Below are 20,343 nucleotides of genomic sequence, written 5' to 3'. Positions count from 1 at the left end.
CATGATTACTAACCACTGCAGATGACGTTCGAGGGGACATCACCTGAATTCGGTTGTTTATGTAACGCTGCTAGATCTTCGACAATCATTGCGCACATGCAATGCTAAGCTCTCTAAAATGTAGTTATGATATGGAGCAACTAATCAGTTTACACTCGCTCTGATGTTGGCAAGTGACAATGGCTATTCGCTGCATTTTGCTAACGTCGCCTCCATTAATGATATTGTATTATTAATTAAGGTAAATGCTGATGATACCAAATTGTGACAGAGAACATGTTTAGCAAATAGGCCTGTGATCTGGATGATTACAGGCTAAGCCGGTAAAGGGGCCCGACTGTCGCTTTTGTCTGAGGTGCGATACGGGTTTGTTGAACTAATAGTAACTCTGCAGTTGCAATTGCATCTGCAAGTGCATTATGGCCGTTGTAAGCGGGTAACCCGTAACGTTCCCTTGTCGCTGCTAGAGTCACATCTGATTCATCGGAAGCATTGATAGCTCTTTGTAACCTTTTTTCTATTCGCAAGGTGTCTATCCAAATGAGCGGCAACTCTTTTATGTTGAAAACTCGCTGTAAATATTGATTAATAAAGCTAGTTTCGACTATACATCCGTGCGCAACAATAACTTTGTTTTCTGCTGCTTTAAAGAATGTCCGCATTGCTTCATGAATAGAGATTCCATCAGTCAGCATTTGTTGGGTAATATGGTTAACAACTATGGTTTCGGGCTTAATTTTTGAGTCGCTATGTACATAAAGGTGTTGACTTGTTGCTAAGTCAATATGGCCTTGTCGAATCTCTACCCAGCCCATGGAAAGAATGACTTCTTCCTCACTGTCTAAGCCAGTTGTTTCAAGATCTAGAACGATGAACTCAGTGTCAAAAGCTCGTTGATTTACGTCCAGATTTGGCGAGCGAAGCAGCTTTTTAAGATAAAGAGGGATGTGCTTCTTTTTACAGTGCTTTTGTCTCTGACGATTTTTTCGTGTCAATGGATGAAAGTACTCAAGTAAGCGCTTCATTATCGGCTCCCAAAACGGAGTTTGGCGACTTCTTGTAGATCTGCAATGATGCGGAACGCGTCTTTTAAATGTTGACGTTCAAAACTACCGAACGTATTGGGGTCAATGTGGTTATTTGGCTCATCTCCACTTTTTAGTGCTTCTAATTGATGGGCAAATCGAAACGACAAGATGAATTGATATGCGTTGATTATATTTTTGTACGCGTCATGGCTGAGCAGTCCTTTTTCGTTAGCTGCTTTAAAACGCTCATCAGTTGCAGTGAGGTCACATTCAACTGCCAGACCATAAATCCTTGCAAGATCAATGATTAGATTAATCGCGTATTTTTTTACGTCGAGCGTTTTCTTGTTCTCTCCCGATTTTTGTAATACTAGGCTATTGAATATTCCTAGCGGTGGGTTTGTTTTCACCGCATCGTTAACTAACATCGTAAGGAATTCTCTATTAGCGTTGATGTTAGAGTGAAGCTCATCGCGAAGTATCTGTTCAAAGTCTTTGTTTCCATAAACGGTTCGGATTTCTAAAAAGACACTGATATTGAGGAGGCGCTCGTATTCAGGATTTGCCACCCATTTCTTATAGTACTTTTTCCAAACAGAGAGAGGCTGGCACCATTTAGGGGTCGCTGCCATAAATTTCCCTGGACACAATGGATAGTTACATTTATTCAGGCCATTACTTACTATCATTGCTAAATGTTTGAAGTAGATACGGTCGTTATCTGTTGCCGAATCATCTAATACGATGGCGCTATCTTGATCTGACAGCATATGTACTTCTTGGCGAGCATGAGAGCCTGCCACAATCCAAGAGAAGTCACAGGGAGGTGTTCCCAACTTATCAATGGCTATTTGTATTAACCTACGAGTGTACGCATCCATAATCATGGTCATCACTTTACCAATGATTTCTGGTGAAACCCGTCCTTCGACTAATGCTTCAAAAATAGCTTGGCGCTCAGACGTAAAACTAGACAAAGCTTTGACACTGCCAGCATATTTGATCTTTTCAATTAAAAATATTGCTTGGACTCGATGGTTTTGAACCAAGTGCGTTGTTGTCAAAACGCCAACGACGTTATTGTCTCTGACTAGGGGTAAATTTCTTATGTTGTGCTGCATCATAATGGAGGCTGCGTGCAGAACTAAATCGTCAGGATGAATTGTTTTAGGATCAGGCGACATGACTTCGACGACTGGTGTTGAGATGCTTAATCCTTTGGCGATGACTCGCTTTGTCATATCTCGGTCGGTAATCAGTCCAACTATTTTATTATCACGATAAACGACAGCGCAGGGAGAGCACTTATCGATCATCTCGTTGGCGACTGACTGAATGGATTGCTCAGCGGTTACAATTGCAACTCGACCACTAGCAACTTCCTCTACACGCCGAATAAACAACCCTTTTTCTTTGTTAGACCACACGACATCTAATGCTGACTTTAGCCGTACCTGAGCTTGTGATGCAAAATGTTCAGCACATTCAGGATGAGAAGTGCACAACTTTTTTAGCGCAGCATTTGGAATTACATAAACTAATGAATTTTCGATTGCAATTGCTTTGTATTCTTTTCCGCTTTCGACTTCGTTACCAAGAAAAGTGAAGCCAAACAAATCTTCCGGACCAAGTTTAGCTCTCAATATGCCATCAGATTTACGCTGTTCGATAGAGCCAGTTCTAATAATATAAAGTGACTTTTCGTTCTTAGAAGAATACTGATCAACAACATCCCCCTTGCTTAAATAAGTGATCTTAACAGATGAAGCAAGCTCGCGAAGTGCACCTTTAGGTACCTTGTCAAACGGATCAATCTGGCTGATAAACTGTATGATATTTGGCAGTAGCGAGTCGGTCATAACACAACATTCTTAAAATACATTTGTATTACTATATATCAAAATATTGATGGTGTGCCATAAAGAATTGGAGGAAACGAAATTAAAAAAGCACGCGAGATGCGTGCTTTTGCCTAGTTATTAGATCGCCCAAGCCCTAAGCTTAACTGGCTTCGGGTAAGCGATGTTTTGACTCCAACAAGTGGTTAGCCGAAGCTTGACGTGCTTTTTCAGCATTGCCTGCCATTATTGCTTCATAAATCTCACGATGTTCTTCGATGCACGTATTGCCTTCCTCAGATGAGTGAGCAATAAAGTTAATGAACATTGTAGTCAGAACATGCCCAAACGGTAAGAAAAAGTCGTTTCCGGTTGAGTTAAAAATAATGCTATGGAAACGAATATCTACATCCATCCAGCGCGCTTTGTCCAGTTCGTCTGCTTTAGCGACTTCCAACATATCTTGGAATGCTTCTGATAGCTGAATTCGCTGTTCCGCAGTGGCATTTTTCGCTGCGAGTGCACAAGCTTCAGGCTCTATAGCGCGTCGTAACCCCAAAAATTGATGACAGAACTGATCTATCTCTGTTAGACCGTCCATCCATTCAATTAATTGTGGGTCTAAAAAGTTCCAGTACGCTCGGTTGATGACTCGAGTACCAACTTTTGGACGTGACTCGAGTAAACCTTTTGATGTTAAAAGTTTTACGGCTTCACGCAAAGCTGTGCGACTGATACCAAACTGTTCACACAGGGACATTTCTCCTGGAAGAATGGACCCTTGAGGGATCTTGCCTGACAAAATGCTACGAGCAATTTCGCGAGCTACTTGTACATGTAAGCTGCGCTTGGAACCGGAGATAGAATGAAATTCACCAGACATAAAATCACTTATCGTTAAAATTGTATTATTTAAGCTTGGACTATATCATCCAAAGTGTAGCTCACCAAGAAGATGTTTACGTAATAACAGTTGTCTTCACAAATCCATTTTGAATCTCCGACTGCTTTATGAAGCCTTCATGATTATGATACTTAGCGTATAACAGATGAGGCCACCGATTCTTACATCATTCCTTATTTATCTGTTAGCTCAATATGTTAGTTAACTCTAGTCGCGCCTACTTATTGTACTCACTGATTTTCAATACACAGCACACAATTTGAATAGAAGGTCAGGTTTCTTGTTAAATAAAGTGATATTGTATTATTATATACTAAAGATCGGTGTGTATGATGTTACTACTCGACCATTCAATATTGAGTTTGGCCAATATACCTCGCGAGTAAAAATCATATTCATAAGATCGTTAGATTTTAGACGCTAAATAACAGTGCTTTACATTTACACAGAAAGTCTCCGCCTTCAAAGCGTGTTTCATTTGGCCTTTTCTAATTATTAGCTAAACAAGTCGTTTAGGCTGCTGGCAATGAGGAATATAGATGGCAGAGTTTTCACTTCTCGGGAATTCAAATCACAAGATACATGTACAAGTAGCAAGACAGATTTCTCGCAAAATATTGTCAGGAGAATTAAGTCAAAATGAGAAACTCCCGAGTGAAATAGAACTGTGTAAGTTGTTTGGTGTTAGTCGGACAGCACTACGAGAGTCGACGAAGTTGCTGTCTGCTAAAGGCTTAATTATCTCTAAACCAAAAGTTGGAACTACGGTACTACCAAGAAACTATTGGCATTTTCTTGATCCTCAACTCTTAGAGTGGATCCAAGATTTAGAAGATACTAAGCCGTTTCTATCTCAGTTTTTAGGATTGCGTAAAGCCATAGAACCAGAGGCGTGTGCGCTGGCAGCCCAAAATGCCAATGCTGAGCAAAGAAAGCTGTTGTCAATTGTATTTCAAAGAATGACGATGGCAGCACGATGTCACGATTATGATGAGTGGATTGCTAACGATCATTTGTTTCATCAAACGATATTCCTTTGTACCGATAATCAATTCTACGTTCCCTTCAGCAATATACTTTCGACCATATTTAAGGTGTTTATTGACAAGTCAGTTGAAGGAGGGAGGTTCTGCCTTAATGAGCACCGTGCAATTTATGATGCAATTATGGTCGGAAACTCATTTCAAGCTCGTTTAGCCTCTCAAACGCTGTTAAATGATGAGAATCAGAGGCTTTCCGACGCCGTGAATAGTTAAGAGCTTGCGTACATTTTTGTTGACTAAAAAGAGTTTTCTGTCGTTTCTTTTTGTCATGAACTTTGCCTAATGACAGAGCTCTTTAGTTTAAACGTTTAACCTCATTACAAAGGTTTACTAATGTTTTCTCAACCATATATAAAGAAAAACTTATCTCTTGCTTGGCCGCTTGCTCTTAATGCTTTGTTGATGCAATCAATGCTTATGATTGATACGCTGCTTGTTACGCCATTAGGTGAAGTTTCACTTGCTGCTATGGGGATTGCTACAACAATAGTTTCTTTTGTTTTAGGTATCCAAATGGCTCTAGCAAATGGGTCTCAATTGGTACTTAGCCGTGCCGTAGGCTCTGGTCATTATCTATCGTTAAATAAAGGTTTCTGGGCAGCTTTAGTTATCAACGTTCTAGTCGCATCCTTATTCTGGCTGTTGATTACTGTCTTTGATGAAGCGTTAATCAGTAAGTTGACGGATAACGTTGATCTCTATGCGGAGACAAAATGCTACCTTGCAATTGCTAAGTTCATCGTCATATTCAATGCCATTACTCAGGTTATGATTGCGGTGTTCAATGCGCTTGGACGGACCAAAGTTCCATTTAAAGGCTATTTGATTGAATTGCCAGTCAACGTGGCGATGTCTTATGTTCTGATTCACGGCCTGACTAATTTTGAAGGTATTGGCGTTCAAGGCGCCGCGGCGGGTAGTTTGGTTGCTATTAGTATTCGGCTGTTATATTTAACCATGTGCATTAAGCTTGATGATTCTATCATCTTGTCTATTAAGAAGCTTGATGCGTCATTGAAAAGCAATATACATAAGCATTTTAAAGAGATTTTCCCCGTCGCGGCGAACGTCACAATGTTACAAACTGGCGCAACGATATACATGTTGCTGTACTCGCAACTGACCTTAAATGCTTATGTCGCTATGACTATCGTGATGCCTTGGATCAAAGCGGGTACTCAGTTCATTACTGCTTGGGCGCATTCATCGGCAATCACGATTAGCCAAGCAATTGGATCAAGAAAAATGGATGAGCTGCGTAACAATGTCGATATTAGTATTGATATGGCCGTGATGATCTCGTTCGTTTCAGCATTTTTCTTTTTTGCACTTAGTTTCGTGCTTCCTGATTTGTATCCCGACTTAGACCCGAGTACTTACAAAGCGTTATCCGCGATTGCTCCACTTTACATACTGCTACCGATAGTACGTGGCTATAACACCGTTCATGGTCATATTTTGAGAGCGTTAGGTAAAACAACGGAGGTGTTTAAGATTAACTTTACCGGTCAGTGGGTAATCTCAATACCGTTATGTGCTTTGATGATTTTATACTTGGATCTTTCAGTATTTTGGGTGTTTGCAATCATGCCGTTTGAAGAAATTGTTAAGGCATGGCCATTTAGGCATTTAGCACGTAAGTCTCTGAAAGATTTCGATATTAATAAGGCAGACAAGCTAATGTACGATTGATCCTATGACTTTGGGATTAGGTCGAAAAGATTCGTAGATGCTATGGACTAAAGAGGAGTATGTCTAGCTTATCATTTTGGGGTTTATCGAGTTTATAAATTGTGATCAATAGAGCACATCATAACTTCTTTCCTCGAATCATTCCTTTGCAAACCTTATTATATGTATGACAATATTACATATAATAAGGTTTAAACATGAAACTCAATCTACTCGTAGCCGCAATGGCTGTTACCTTACCAACTCTTGCTATCGCTTCTGATTTAAATAATGGCGTTGATTATCCAGTCCCTGCCGATAAATTTGATATGCGAAACTGGAAGATCACTATTCCTTCAGATATCAATGAAGACGGAAAAGTGGACGAAATCGAGGGTGTGGCGATGCTGAGTTATTCACACAAAGACTTCTTCTTCTTGAACGAAGAAGGCAACTTGGTATTTGAAGTGCAGAATAAAGCGGTAACGACAAAAAACTCGAAGAATGCGCGCTCTGAACTACGTGAAATGCCTCGTGGCGCTGACTTTTCTATTCAAACCGATGATTTAGCAAACCATTGGGCTTTATCGAGCCACCCTCAGGCTGCTAAACACAGTCGCGTAGGTGGAACGTTGGAAGCGACCTTGAAAGTGAACCATGTTTCTGAACACGCCAAATTTCCAGAAAAAGGGCCTGCTCATTCTGTTGTTGTCGGTCAAATCCACGCGAAAAAAATTGATGCAAGAATAAAAGAGGGTAAAGGTTATGGACATGGAAATGAACCCATTAAAATCTTCTATAAAAAATTCCCAGAACACAAAATGGGCTCTGTATTTTGGAACTACGAGCGTAACCTAGCGAAGGAAGATCCAAATCGTATTGATATTGCATATCCAGTATGGGGAAATACTTGGGATAACCTTGAAGAACCAGGCCAAGCAGGTATCGCTCTTGGTGAAGAGTTCAGCTACAAGATAGAAGTTCAAGGAACTATGATGAACTTGACGTTTGAAACAGAACGCCACGAGACAGTGAATTATTCCATAGATCTCAGTAAGGGGATTGATAGTAAGGACTTTGAGCATGGCTACGCAGAAGACATGTTCTATTTTAAAGCAGGAGCTTATGGTCAATGTAGCGTCAGTGAGTCTCACCCTGTGTGGGGTACAGGATGTGCGGGCACCGGTGATTTTTCAGTCGACAAGAAAAACGGTGACTATAACAGCGTGACATTTTCTAAGCTCAAGCTAAATCAAAATTGAAACTAATAGAAAACTAAGAGCTACTCGATTTCTACTTAAGCCTCATCGATTTGATGAGGCTTTTGTTTTCAGTGGAATTCTTTAAAAGGTAAGAAACAAGATAGAGCAAGCAATCACTGGGACTGGCTTGAATTTAGAGTATTGTGTTGAATTTTGTTCTTCTGAAGAGGTAAAAAAATAAAGCCAGGCTCGAAAGCCTGGCCTAGTATCAAGTGCTACAAAATAACACTAGAGTTGCTTTGAATCGATGTTATCGAAATATGCTTTTGTTGAAGCACCACTTGTGTCCCCTACATAAATAGTCAGTTGTGATGGTGTATTCGTTGCGTCTAAGCCTGTTTCGGACTGGCTTGGCGCATCAACCGTTTTTCCATTAATAGAAACGTTAATCTCATCACCATCCCAAGCTAGGGACATTGAGTTCCAAGCGTCAGTCGTAATAGTGCCTATTTCTACGTCATCTGATCCTGCTTCGGCTTCAACTTTACCACTGCCCGAAATTCTCAATTCGTAGTAACGATCTGAGTTGTTTTTACCTGAGCCAACATTAATGTATGTAGTTTTTTCGTTGTCTGACGGAATGTAAACATCGAATGACACGCTACCGTTTGATGTTGCTCCGTTTGAAAACTCGCGCGTAACGTATGGTTTGTTGGTCGTATCTGTGTCGGATATTAGCAGAGAGTTAGCGCCGCTCTTTGATACATCATCACTTACTACAGCCACGGACGTCAAGGTGGAGGAGTCATCAGCAACCGTATTGTATTCTTTCCAACTAGAGTTTGCTGAACTGATATTTGTTCCTACTGGGTATGAGTCAAAGTTTTCACTCACGTCTTCTGACGGTTTATCAGGATTAGAACTTCCGTCTGAAATGACAACCGCTTCGCTTGATGCACTGTTGTAAATTGTCGCGAGGTCTAAGCCTGGAATGTAGTTGTCAAAATCCTCTTCTAGAACCAACACTTCAGAGCCCGAATCACTAGAGTAAATCTTCAAGTTGTCTGCATTTAATTCAAAGTTTGTAGTGTTGCCATTATCACCTAGTCTCAGTGATACATAAGTTACAGCGGTGCCATCAGCGACAGGTAACATTTCACCTATTTGTTTACCGTTAACCGAAAAAGAGAAGAAGTTTTCTACCCAACTGACTTCTATCGCGAGGTTTTCACCTAACTCAAACGTGTCGCCTGTTTCCGTCAAGTTTCCACTTGCATCGCGGTATTTGATTTTGCCGTTTTCAAATGCCACTTCGCCATGCAAGTTGGAATTCGAGGTTTTTGCTGCATAAAATGAGATGTAAGCATTGTCACCAGAACCGTCGGCTTCCTGTTCTGTTTCTTCATGATGCTGGTAAGTTAGATCTACAGTTAGTCGGCCTGTTGAAATTTCTGAAACACTCGTTGAATCAGACAGCTTGATTCGTAACTCACCGGTGTCTTCTTCTGTTCCACCTTTATTGGTATCCAAAATTTGTACGACGTTGTTATCGCCAGCGTCATTATTTGCCGCTGCAACTGCATCTTTCACCGCATCGTTTTCTGATTCATCGTTACCGGTGAAGTTTCCGTCATTTGTTCCTGAGATGGTTAACATGCCGTTTGAAACTTCATAAGTCCCTGTTAACTCGGTGGGGTTACTTAGATCGCTCTCGTCATAAAGGTTGAATGTAAGCGTCTCTGTATCTTTATCTTCGGTATAAGTTGAAGTGTAGATTGTGTAAGTACCGAAGTTATCATCATCGTTATAATACTTTTGCGTACCGTCTTCAAAGACATAGACGTTTGGCAGGTCGTGCTCATCATCGGATTTCGCCACAGTGGCTGGTGTTGAAATATCCCACATACCTTGGCTCAACTCAGACTCAGTTTCTGTTGGTGGGGGGGCCGATGGTGCATCCCTTAAATCAGTGTTACATCCGGTTAACAAACCTGTGGAAATAGCAATTGCTGCTGCAATTTTTGTTACTTGCATGGTAGGTACTCACTTCTATGTGTTTTTATTTATGTAATATTGTTAGACAAATAATTTCTGTCATCTAGATGGTTTTATCAATAGAATGATCCGACTCACACTAGATACAATGATTGCTCACTGAAGTGATGAATAAGTCACACAAAATAGTTGAATATCAACATCAATAAGAGCTGAACCTTTATGAGGTTGACAGCTTTCTTTATAGAGGAACAGCAAAAACTAAAGGTGATTTAGCAAGGGAATTTTGATTTCATGTCAAGATTTTTGGCTTTAAGTTATTGAATTTATTGTTTTTTATGTTTTTTTAATCTTCTTCTTTATCATATGAAACGAGTTAAAACATTTCTCTGTAAGTGATGTCTACAAAGGTCGTTTTAGAATCAGACATAGCTAACACTTTTGAATATATAATAATACAAATTGTCAGTTGAGGGGCACTTACATGATTAATATCACAGAACTCTCATGATGAATTAACTAGTATTTGTCATACATTAATTCAATAGTGTTGAATCAAATCCAGGGATTTAAGTGGTATCCCAAAAAATATATACAGAGAGATATAATCATGAAAGCAGTTACAACAATGTCCCTATTCGTTGCTTCCACATTAATGGCGGGAGCGGTTTCCGCAGCAACTTTAGACTATCGCGCAGAATATAAGCATGAGAGTGAAACTTATGCCCAACGTATCAAAATTAGTGGTAGTTCTAAAATTAACGATCAGACCAAACTGAACTTTGGTGTTGAACAAAAATTCCATAGTTACGACAACTCGCATTTTTGGGATCAACTCGTTGCTGGTGATTCTGAGTTTGATTGGGGAGTTCGCTACCAAATAAATAAACAATGGTTTATCCAACCAGGGATGCCTATTACTTTTGGTGATGATGACGAAAAAACCACTTATAAACCACAAGTTCGTGTTGGTTACAAATCCTCTTTTGGCTTAAGTACCGCTTTACGTTACCGACACGAATTTCAAGTTTATTCAGATGGTGCAGGTAACAAAACACTAACGGATGGTACTTCGGTAAGCGTTGCTGGGAAAACAGTTGAACAAGGTAAGTGGACACTGACAGGCTCTTACGATATGCGTCAGTTTGATAACGAGTACCTTGATAACGTCAAGCTGAGCTATGAGATCAACTACAACAAAAACTATGACGAAGTGCGTTTATCTGATTGGAAAGATTCTGAGTGGGATGCTGGCTTAATTGTTGGTTACCAAATGGGAGATTTCCGTCCTTACTTTGAATTGTGGAATGTCAAAGGTAAGGATGGTTCAACCACGGATGACCGCCAATTGAGAACACGCCTTGGCCTTAAATACAGCTTTTAACCCGAGTGTTATTGCCTAATTGTTGTTACAGCAAAAGAGCTGTTAATTCATTTTTATATTGTAGGTGTTAGATTACATGAAGCATATTTTCTTCAAAAGCTTGTTAGCTTCTTCTATTTTACTTGCTGTGGGCTGTAATAGTACGGCGACCATGGTAGATCCATTTCCAAACAACCAAGAAACTGGTGCTGATATTCTGACTCCCGTTACGATAACGGCGAGTAGTCATGATGGTAATGTTCCAGAGCAGTTGTTTGACCAAGATATTATGACACGTTGGTCAGCAAATGGTGATGGTGAGTGGGCGATGTTGGATTACGGCTCGGTTTATGAGTTCGACGCAATTCAAGCCTCGTTCAGCAAAGGTAACGAACGCGTCAGCAAATTTGATGTTCAGTTTAGTACTGATGGTGAAAACTGGGTGACGGTTATTGAGGGTGCGCAAAGCTCTGGTCGCGCACTTGGCTTAGAGCGCTTCCAGTTTGAGCCTGCAGTAAAAGCACGCTATGTTCGTTACGTTGGCCACGGTAATAGCAAAAACCAATGGAACTCAGTTACTGAGTTAGCGGCAGTTAATTGCGGAATTAATGCCTGTCCGGCAAGTCACATCATTACTGATGACGTCGTTAACGCTGAAGCGGCTATGATTGCGCAAATGAAAGCGGAGCAAAAGGCACAAAAGGATTTACTCAAAAAGAATCGTAAAGGCGACTTTGGAGCACCAATCGTCCGTCCTTGTGAAACGACTGTGACGTGTGATCTTTCTAAAGCGATGCCTTACCCTACGTTACCGAAAGAGCCACTCGCTACAAATGCACCGGGTGAAAACTTTGACTTAACACGTTGGAAACTGACGACACCTTTCGACCATGACAAAGATGGTCGTGCTGATGATATTGATGAGTGGGACTTGGCTAACGGCTTCCAACACTCTGATATATTCTACACAGCTGATGATGGCGGAATGGTATTCAAGAGCTATGTGAAAGGCGCTCGAACTTCTGAAAACACTAAATACGCGCGAACTGAGTTACGTACCATGCTTCGTGCTGGTGATAAGTCTTACAGCACAAAAGGTGTAAATCCTAATAACTGGGTATTCAGTTCTGCACCAGTTGAAGATCAAAAAGAAGCGGGTGGTGTAGACGGTACGCTTGAAGCGACTCTGAAGATTGACCACGCAACCACAACTGGTCAGTCGCATGAAGTTGGCCGCTTTATTATCGGCCAGATTCATGACAAAGATGATGAGCCAATTCGTCTTTATTATCGTAAGCTACCAGACCAACCAACAGGTACAGTTTACTTTGCTCACGAAAAAACCAAAACTGGAACAGAGGATTACTACAGCTTAGTGGGTGATATGACTGGTGAAATCGGTGACGATGGCATCGCGCTAGGTGAAAAATTCAGCTACATCATTGATGTGAAAGGCAACACAATGACAGTTACGGTAAAACGTGATGGTAAAGATGATGTTGTTCAAGTCGTAGATATGAGTGACAGTGGCTATGACGAAGGTGGCAGATATATGTACTTTAAAGCCGGTGTCTATAACCAGAATATGTACGGTAATCCAGATGATTACGCACAAGCTACTTTCTATAAATTAAAACAATCTTTTGGTAAGTACCAAGGCTAGTTCTATCACTTTTAGTTGATTGAAGTCCTTTGCCCTCAGCTTTGTAGCTGAGGGCTTTTTCTTTCTATAGAAGAATAAAACAGCTCAAATGTTATTTTAATTGACATAGATAAATTAATTTAAAAATTTATCATCATAGATAGGTAATAATTATTGATTGCTTTTATCTTCTGACAATGTTTATTTTTAAGTGCTAATGTATATTAGAGTAGTTTAATTGGTTAAATTTAAAATAACTCAGCGTTAGGGTAGATAAATATCTCACGAAACTATAGACGCTGTTTTTAAGCTGCCTAAGTGGAGGTTGATTTATATATTTATCGTAGAAGGAAACACTATGCGTGAAGCGAGTTGAATTGTGGTGTTCTAAAAGAAGAGGCCACGAGAAAATAAATTTCCCGTGGCGGCAGTATGAGCTTTGTTCGTTGCTTTAGAGCAAAGTAGCAAGCCTATTGCTAAGAGATTGAAATGACTATTGATGAAGAGTGCTCAAAACACTAAAGCTCACATCAAAGATTTCTCCTCGATATGCATTATCAGGTTTAAACTGAGGGTAAATTCCGGCTTTGAAGTAAAACGCAATATCAGGCGACGCCCATCTTTCAGTAAGAGTATAGGACTTGTTGTTAGCGGTGTCTGAGTATGCTTCTCCCCACTTCAGTGTGTGCGAGACCATATTACTGCCATCTGCATCGTAGGTGGCTAAAAACAGTCCTTCCTTATCGGCACGGATCGTATATTGCCAGTCTTCGTTTACCGCGTAGGTACCAAGCTTAACGCTGAATGCGTTACAATCAGTACAGTCTTTGTTGTTATCAAGTTTGTAGTTATCGTTCAGAATAACTCGGACTGGCTTATTCTCACCTTCCCAAAGTAGCTTTACGAGTGCTTGGCTGATTTTCCAACCATGTATCTGGCCTACCACGACTTTTGGTAATTGACCGTCGATTTTAGGGTATTCGTTGATTCTTAGTGTTGCGTTTAGCGTATGCGAAGTTGCACCGGTACGACTATCTTCAATATACCAACTTGTCTCTTCATCGCTGGTGCTGCAATCCGGGGAGTTAGTACTGATGTAGAGCTCTCGCAATTCTGAACGGATGTAACTGGAGTTGGCCGTTGACGTGCCGTAACCCATATCGGCGCGGAAATGCATGCTACCGTCAATAACATTGAAGTATGATAAATCAATCTCGCGTTGGTAAACGCTCTCTTCGTTAGACAGAAGATCTTTACTTGAATTACAACGCTCAGGCTCTAATTCAGCCGCGCTGTCACCGCCAAAACCATACCAATCATTTTTGCTTGCAGGAATGGTTAATTTCCAATCGTCAATATTCCAAGCTATTGAATCAGTATGGTCAGTTTTGGTTAGTCCTAACTGCTTAAATTGTACCTTTGCTTCACCGTTTTCAAACTGGTTATAAACTCCGGCTTTAAAGTAGCTCAGGAGGTGCTGCCAGTAGGATACATCTACATTTACCTTTTGCTCATCGTTCACTTTAATGGTTAATGTGTTTTCTCCGATTTTTACTTCGAATCGCGTGAATGCGTTGAGATCGGCTTTTCCTAAATCATAACGATCGTATGATGTTGCATAACAATCTGATGCGCTAGAAGGTAGACTGCAATCTATGGCATTGTTCTTTACTACCGCCCAGTAATGACCAGTGATACTGTTTCGTTCTTGTTCCCAAACGATTCGTAACAAAGGGTGTGGGATAGCACCTGTACCAGAAGTATCTGTGCCTTTGTTATGAATTTGCAGGAAAGTGACTTCATCATGGTTTGCAGGGGAGCTAGCCATTGCAAGGTTAATCTCTGGTAATCGAACATCTGCATACAAAGTTCTAAAGACGCCTTGTTCTGAAATGTTGAAGTTTTCTCGCTCACGAACTTCTGAGCGCATTTTGTAGTTCGACATTTTAAAGACAAGGTAATTGGAATCCTTTTCTGCGTAAAAGTGGTCACTCTTATAATCCGAGAATGCTCCATTTTTGACGTCACTGGTTTTATTTCCCTCCTTCCCATCGGGATCTGATACTTGTAAATCTGAATTTCTCAATATGTTTTGAAATTTTGCTATTGAGTATGGTGCTACATGCTCTTGGTGTGGAATATTTGGTTTATCATCTTGTCTTGTAGGGGAGGTATTTCCTCCACATCCTATTAATCCAAGCCCAGAGAAGCTTATTAGAAGCAATTTAGTTGATTTTATAAACACAGTAGTAAGCCTCTTACACTATTTAATATTTGTAATACAATATCATTTTGGTGTTGTTGGGGAGTAGTTTAGTCATAAGTTAAATAGTAAAAGTGTTAATTAAATCTCAGAAGAGTTCTATATCTATAAGTGGTGTCTTTGATAAGGCGTAAGGTTAAGTTATGTCTGTTTTTCTAAGAGTTATTAACGGTTTTACTATGATTAAACGCTAATTGATAAGCTCATGTAGAGTCATGTAAACAATCAAAAAAAGCCGAACATGACGTCCGGCTTTGAATTAGTTCCCGATTTTTACATTAATTTTTAGTGACTAGCTAAAGATTAAATTTGTGCGAATACGCCTTCCCAAGTGTAAGCCACACCGTCGAATTCAACGCGATGTGCCGCGTTTTGCTTGTCTTCGTCTAGATTGCAGATAGCGAAGTTGTAAGCGTTGCCTGTTGTGGTTTGCAGACGAATCACGGTGCCCACTTCGTTGTTGCCAACGACGGTTACTGAGTCTACTAGGCCACGAGCGCCAACCGATGCTTCAATAGACTCGTTGAAGTAACCGTGTGTCTCTAGCACAGAAGCAAACACGTGGTTCTGACCAGATTGACGTAGGATCAGTGCAGGCTCGCTCTTCAAGTTGAAGTCTGGATCATTTGCGCCAGTGCGAGTGAAGAACACTTTGCCGCCGTTTGTTGCGCTTGTGATTAGCGAGTAGTAACTGTTGTCGTGCAACCAACTAACAAGCGAGCTGCCTTGAACTTGGCCTGAACCTACATTCCATAGATGTTGGTAGCCGTTGTCTTCGCCCATTGGGCGTAGCGTGCTTTCTACATCGTATTCAAAATCCGTACGGATGATTTGACCAGAGTAGTGCACCGGCAGGTCGTATTGGTGCTCTTGATCTGCTTCGATGCGGTAAACATCAATCACAAGTGGTTTTTCGAATTCTGGCAATTCAGCAAGAATGATGCTGCGCTGCATGTCTACACCGTTGTAGTAACCAGAAATACGACCGCTCATGCCTTGCAGCTTTTCGTCATCAGCTTTGAAGAAGTGCTTAGAGCCGAACTTGGTTTCTGCTAGGGCTGTGTCGAAGTTGTTTTGCGTCTTTTGGTCAACTGTTACTGTGTTGTGCGCGACTGTCTGCTTACAGTAAGACTTGTTCTCTGGAATGTAACGACCGCCAAATTTAGGCTCAACGTTTACCCAGCGACCAAAGCCGTAATCGTGCAGCACTTCATGACCGCGGTTAAACACGCTCAGGTGAAGACCATCGTAGTGACCGTGGTCTAGCGCTGAGTGGTACTGGTGATCGCTGCCGTGCTGACCAAACCAGATAAGCGCCATTGTGTCGTCATCTTGTTCGTCACGGTGACGAAGAATGCTTACGCCGCCTTTTTCGCCTTCTGGACCGTCAGTCACGAATAGGCTACCCCAGTTGAATGGTTTGATGTTATCTGCGGCTGCAACTGCGTCAGACAATGTTTTACCTGAGATATGAACCCAAACGTCTTGCTGGTGGTCTGCCATGCCAAGTAGCGTTTCAGACTGCTCGTAACGGTGGAAGCATACTGACGTTGCCATGATTACGCCTTCATCGTTGATCGAAATCGTCTTCGATGAATCGTTCAGTGCTGGCAAAGTGCCATCTGGGAATGCCGTCTTAAATACTGCGTAAGACGTGGTCTTGATGACTGAGTCGTTGAACTCGTAAATACCAAGCTCAGGCTGACGACGTTCAATCGCTTCTGCGAATAGGTAGATTGGACGTAGCGAGAAACGGTGGTAGTAAGGACCTTCCATGTAGTAGCCGTCTGGCGAGAACAGTTGGTCTAACTGAGCTAGGAAGCCGCCGCTCACTTTGTCCAGTTTCAAGCCGTAAAGCGCTTTGTCTACCGCATCTTGATCGTTAATTGCGTAACCACAGATACCTACTGCTGCTACCGCCCACAGACCGTGGTTGTGTACGATGTCGAAGTCGTGACCGTAAGTGACTACGAACAGTTCAATCATTTGTTTGAACAGGTCGTTTTCAATCAGTGTTTTTTGCTCTTCTTCCAACGTGTGGTAAATGCAGCTATACGCACAAGACGCGTATAGCATCCACATGTTCTCGTTCAGAGTTTGGTGGAAGATCTTACCCGGAGGGTTAGAGTCACGGCTGGTGTTGCTTTCTAGCGTCGGGTATACCTTCGCGTAAGCCGTTAGCATGTCGACGATGTAATCGCGGTATTTCTGTTCGCCAGTGATAAGGAATAGGCGACCCGCTAGATCAATGTGGATGTAGTTTTGCTTGTGACGGTTATGCTCGTAGCCGCCGCCTTCGCCGTGACCTGGAACTTCAATGCCCACCTCAGCCATGTAAGCGTCAGTTTGTTTGATGTCACGTGCTAGTGCATTTCCTAATAGGCTATCCGTGCCAAGTGCTTTGCTTAGTTCTGCCGCTTCTTCAAAGTTCATTAATAGCGGTTGGTAAGACTGGGTTTGGTAGCTCATTATTATTTCTCCTGCCCGAATGCGTTTACTTCTAGAGAGTAGAAGCCATTCCAGCTGTAGGTTTTACCGTTCAATTCTACTTGGTGTGGGGTTTGGTCGTCAGCGCCTAGAACATTGCTGATCATCACAGTAACCAGTGATTTTTCAGTCGTGATTTCTACGATGCTGCCAACGGCGTTGTAACCCACGACGCGGATATCTTTCACCTGACCACGTGCATTCACCGACTGCTCAAACTCTTCGTTGAAGTAGCCGTGTGTTTCTAGCACAGAAGCAAATAGCGTCGATTCGCCCTTGCTGCGCAGAATGAATGCCGGCTCGCTACGTAGGTTAAAGCTTGGGTCATTGGCGCCAGTGCGAGTGAAGATCACTTCATTATCGCCGTTCTGTTTCGCGCTGCTGCTTGTGCCTAACCAAGTGTAGTAGGTGTTGTTTCGTAGCCAGCTAACCAGCGCCGTATCTTGCACTTTGCCGCTTGCTACATTCCAAAGGTGCTGGTAACCGAAGTCATCGCCAAGCGTGTTCAGTTCACCAAAGCTTTGGTAATCAAAGTTAGTACGTACGATTTGACCATCGTATTGATGAGAGTAGTCGTACTGATGCTCGCCTTCACCTTCGATGCGGTAAAGGTCTAGCAGTAGCGGTGCTTCAAGCTCATCGAGGTTAAGCATGAACACACTGCGCTGCATGTCTGTATTCGGGTAATGGTCGTTCGCAAACGCACTCATACCGTTGATTTCAGTGCCTTCTACTTTGAAGAAGTGAGGCAAACCGTGTACTGAATCAGCGCGGTCTACATCGAAACCATTCTGACATTGCTCATCAATCGTTACCGCGTTATGCGCGATAGTTTGACGTGCGTACGATTTGTTTTCGTCTAGGTAACGACCGCCGAATTTAGGCTCTACGTTTACCCAGCGACAGAAGCCGTATTCACGCAGCACTTCTTGACCACGGTTGAAGAAGGTAATGCCAAGCGTATCGAAGTTACCATGTCCCATGCCGTGTTGACCGTAGTTCATCACAAGCTGTGACACATCACCGGTTTTATCCTGCATACGGATAAAGCCTTGTGCACCGTTGTTACCCGTTGGACCTTCGTTAAGCTCCACACTCGGCCAGAAAGGCATGCCGATTTCACGGTCTGCGATGGCTTTATCGTAGGCTTGAGAAAGTTCTAGACCGCATGGGTGCATCCAAACTGCGTTTTGAATCTTCGCCATGCCTAGGATGTTGTCATCCATACCGTAGTGTTTGCTGTAAACGCTCACCGCAACTTGAACACCCATATCGGTAATGCTCATGGTACGAGATGCGTCGTTTAGGGCAGGGAACTCACCATTCGGGTAAGCCGTTGCCAGCATCGCTTGTACTGTGTTGCCAATCACTTTGTCTTTGTAGTTGTAGATGTCTACTTCAGGCATATGACGGTGTACTACTTCTGCAAATACACAAGTTGGACGAATCGCATAACGATGGTAGTAAGGGCCTTCCATGTAGTAACCAGAAGGGGCGAACAGTTGTGAGATTTGCGCTAGGAAGCCACCGGTATCATCACGGTCTTGACCGTATACCGACATCTCTAGATATTCAGGTTTACCAATAGCTAGACCACAAATACCAACAGCCGCAACTGCCCAGATACCGTGGTTGTGAATACGGTCGAAATCGTGCGCGTATTTTACTGTGAACATGTCTAGCATTGGTTCGAAAATGCGCTCAACAACGGCTGTGCGCTCTTCTTCCGTCATCACTGATGCCACGCAAGAGTAAGCAAGGCTAGTAAACATTAACCAACAGTGTTCATTAAGGATCTGGTGGAAAAGACGACCTGTTGGGTTAGTGTTTTTCTGTACGTGGAAATCAAAAGTGAGGTACTTCTCTGCGTAAATAGCGAGAAGATCTTTAACGAACTGCGCGTACTTTTCTTCTTGAGTGATCAAGAACAAACGACCCGCTAAGTTCATGTAGGTATAGTTTTGTTTGTGGCGGTTGTGCTCGTAGCCACCTGCTTCGCCGTGACCTGGTACGTCTAGAGGCAGACGCATGAAGGCTTCAAGTTCCTTGCGATTCGCTTCAATGGATTTGCCCATTAAGCTCGGCTTTCCGACTTCCTTTCTTAGTAGTTCGACTTCTGCTTCAGTCAACAAAATCGGTTGTGTAGTCATTTCTTTACCACCCTCAGATGAAGTGTGTTGTTTTCTTAAACTTCCTATAAAGTAATACAATATTAAGTTTGGGTGTAGTTTTTGTGGCAAAAAGGGAGAGTGAAATCACGCGAATTTAGCTAACTTATTGATTTGTATTGTTGTGGTAATCCTTGTTGTGGCTGATGTTTCGGCGTTATCAATCGTTAAGTGGAATGCTTTAACGAGCACCGTTTGATGAATATCACATATTTTTAGATATATTGTATGACAATTAAAATAGATCGGATATGCTCGTTACCAATTCGACAGCAGACCCTTTCGCTTCGCGTTTCACTTTTATCAATACGACGCTTTTTTAAGAGAACCTTTTAATAAAAGCATGGTTAAGAATGAAGTGCCGTAGGGTTCGCTTTAATAGAGACTTTTTAGGAGTATGACGATGAATTCTTTCTTTGTATTAGATGAGAACCCGTGGGAAGAGCTAGGCGGCGGTATCAAACGTAAAATTGTTGCTTACACAGATGACCTAATGGCGGTTCACCTATGTTTCGACAAAGGTGCGATTGGCGCTCCGCATACTCACGAAATCCATGATCAAATCGGCTACGTAGTACGTGGTAGCTTTGAAGCAGAAATCGAAGGCGAGAAGAAAGTACTTAAAGAAGGCGACGCATACTTTGCTCGTAAGCACATGATGCACGGTGCGGTTGCACTAGAGCAAGACAGCATTCTTCTAGACATCTTCAACCCAGCTCGTGAAGACTTCTTAAAATAA

Annotated in this window: 13 protein-coding genes; 6 read left to right on the top strand and 7 right to left on the bottom strand. The window is 42.0% G+C overall.

The features are described 5' to 3' along the window. Positions 1-308 precede the first annotated feature (308 nt). The 3 genes from R7F07_RS11420 to R7F07_RS11410 all read right to left on the bottom strand — a co-directional run bounded on the left by R7F07_RS11420 (position 309) and on the right by R7F07_RS11410 (position 3,749). Complete coding sequence (locus tag R7F07_RS11420; RefSeq protein WP_005388533.1) at positions 309-1,025, bottom strand: 3'-5' exonuclease; 717 nt, start codon at positions 1,023-1,025, stop codon at positions 309-311. Then, positions 1,025-2,887: a putative nucleotidyltransferase substrate binding domain-containing protein gene (locus tag R7F07_RS11415; protein WP_017634232.1), complete on the bottom strand. Its 1,863-nt coding sequence runs from the start codon at positions 2,885-2,887 to the stop codon at positions 1,025-1,027. Before R7F07_RS11415 ends, R7F07_RS11420 begins: the two co-directional genes overlap by 1 nt. 142 nt (positions 2,888-3,029) lie before the next feature. After that, the gene (locus R7F07_RS11410; RefSeq protein ID WP_005388529.1) at positions 3,030-3,749 is read right to left on the bottom strand and encodes a FadR/GntR family transcriptional regulator; all 720 of its coding nucleotides are present in this window, start codon (positions 3,747-3,749) and stop codon (positions 3,030-3,032) included. A 560-nt stretch (positions 3,750-4,309) separates the two neighbouring features. Here R7F07_RS11410 and R7F07_RS11405 point away from each other — a divergent pair. The 3 genes from R7F07_RS11405 (at position 4,310) to R7F07_RS11395 (ending at position 7,746) form a co-directional block, all read left to right on the top strand. Further along, positions 4,310-5,026, top strand: a complete 717-nt coding sequence (locus R7F07_RS11405; protein ID WP_017634231.1) for a FadR/GntR family transcriptional regulator — start codon at positions 4,310-4,312, stop codon at positions 5,024-5,026. A 189-nt stretch (positions 5,027-5,215) separates the two neighbouring features. Continuing rightward, on the top strand, positions 5,216-6,505 hold the full coding sequence (locus R7F07_RS11400; protein ID WP_025998585.1) for an MATE family efflux transporter: 1,290 nt from the start codon (positions 5,216-5,218) through the stop codon (positions 6,503-6,505). Between the two features lie 197 nt (positions 6,506-6,702). Continuing rightward, positions 6,703-7,746 carry a polysaccharide lyase family 7 protein gene (locus tag R7F07_RS11395; RefSeq protein WP_017821219.1) on the top strand — a complete coding sequence of 348 codons (1,044 nt, stop codon included), beginning with the start codon at positions 6,703-6,705 and terminating at the stop codon, positions 7,744-7,746. 228 nt (positions 7,747-7,974) lie between these two features. Here R7F07_RS11395 and R7F07_RS11390 read toward each other — a convergent pair whose 3' ends face one another. Further along, positions 7,975-9,720, bottom strand: a complete 1,746-nt coding sequence (locus R7F07_RS11390; protein ID WP_017821220.1) for a hypothetical protein — start codon at positions 9,718-9,720, stop codon at positions 7,975-7,977. A gap of 571 nt (positions 9,721-10,291) precedes the next feature. Here R7F07_RS11390 and R7F07_RS11385 point away from each other — a divergent pair. Further along, positions 10,292-11,065 (top strand): oligogalacturonate-specific porin KdgM family protein, encoded by a 774-nt coding sequence (locus R7F07_RS11385; protein ID WP_017634227.1) that lies wholly within the window; start codon positions 10,292-10,294, stop codon positions 11,063-11,065. A gap of 76 nt (positions 11,066-11,141) precedes the next feature. After that, positions 11,142-12,707 (top strand): polysaccharide lyase family 7 protein, encoded by a 1,566-nt coding sequence (locus R7F07_RS11380; protein ID WP_017821221.1) that lies wholly within the window; start codon positions 11,142-11,144, stop codon positions 12,705-12,707. A gap of 472 nt (positions 12,708-13,179) precedes the next feature. On the opposite strand, the gene R7F07_RS11375 is transcribed toward R7F07_RS11380, so the two are convergent. From R7F07_RS11375 to R7F07_RS11365, 3 genes are all read right to left on the bottom strand, one after another. Then, complete coding sequence (locus R7F07_RS11375) at positions 13,180-14,931, bottom strand: polysaccharide lyase family 7 protein (RefSeq protein WP_171342558.1); 1,752 nt, start codon at positions 14,929-14,931, stop codon at positions 13,180-13,182. A gap of 321 nt (positions 14,932-15,252) precedes the next feature. Next, the gene (locus R7F07_RS11370; protein WP_138940340.1) at positions 15,253-17,418 is read right to left on the bottom strand and encodes a heparinase II/III family protein; all 2,166 of its coding nucleotides are present in this window, start codon (positions 17,416-17,418) and stop codon (positions 15,253-15,255) included. 2 nt (positions 17,419-17,420) lie between these two features. Beyond that, complete coding sequence (locus R7F07_RS11365) at positions 17,421-19,586, bottom strand: heparinase II/III family protein (protein WP_138940339.1); 2,166 nt, start codon at positions 19,584-19,586, stop codon at positions 17,421-17,423. A 421-nt stretch (positions 19,587-20,007) separates the two neighbouring features. Between R7F07_RS11365 and R7F07_RS11360 the strand changes: the two genes are divergently transcribed. Beyond that, the gene (locus tag R7F07_RS11360) at positions 20,008-20,343 is read left to right on the top strand and encodes a cupin domain-containing protein (RefSeq protein WP_005450851.1); all 336 of its coding nucleotides are present in this window, start codon (positions 20,008-20,010) and stop codon (positions 20,341-20,343) included.

Origin of the sequence: Vibrio sp. YT-16 (assembly GCF_033337405.1) — a bacterium.
In the GTDB taxonomy this organism is placed as follows: Bacteria; Pseudomonadota; Gammaproteobacteria; order Enterobacterales; family Vibrionaceae; genus Vibrio; species Vibrio alginolyticus.
The sequence above is the reverse complement of the archived record's forward strand: the minus strand, read 5'-3'. Positions and strand labels throughout refer to the sequence as shown.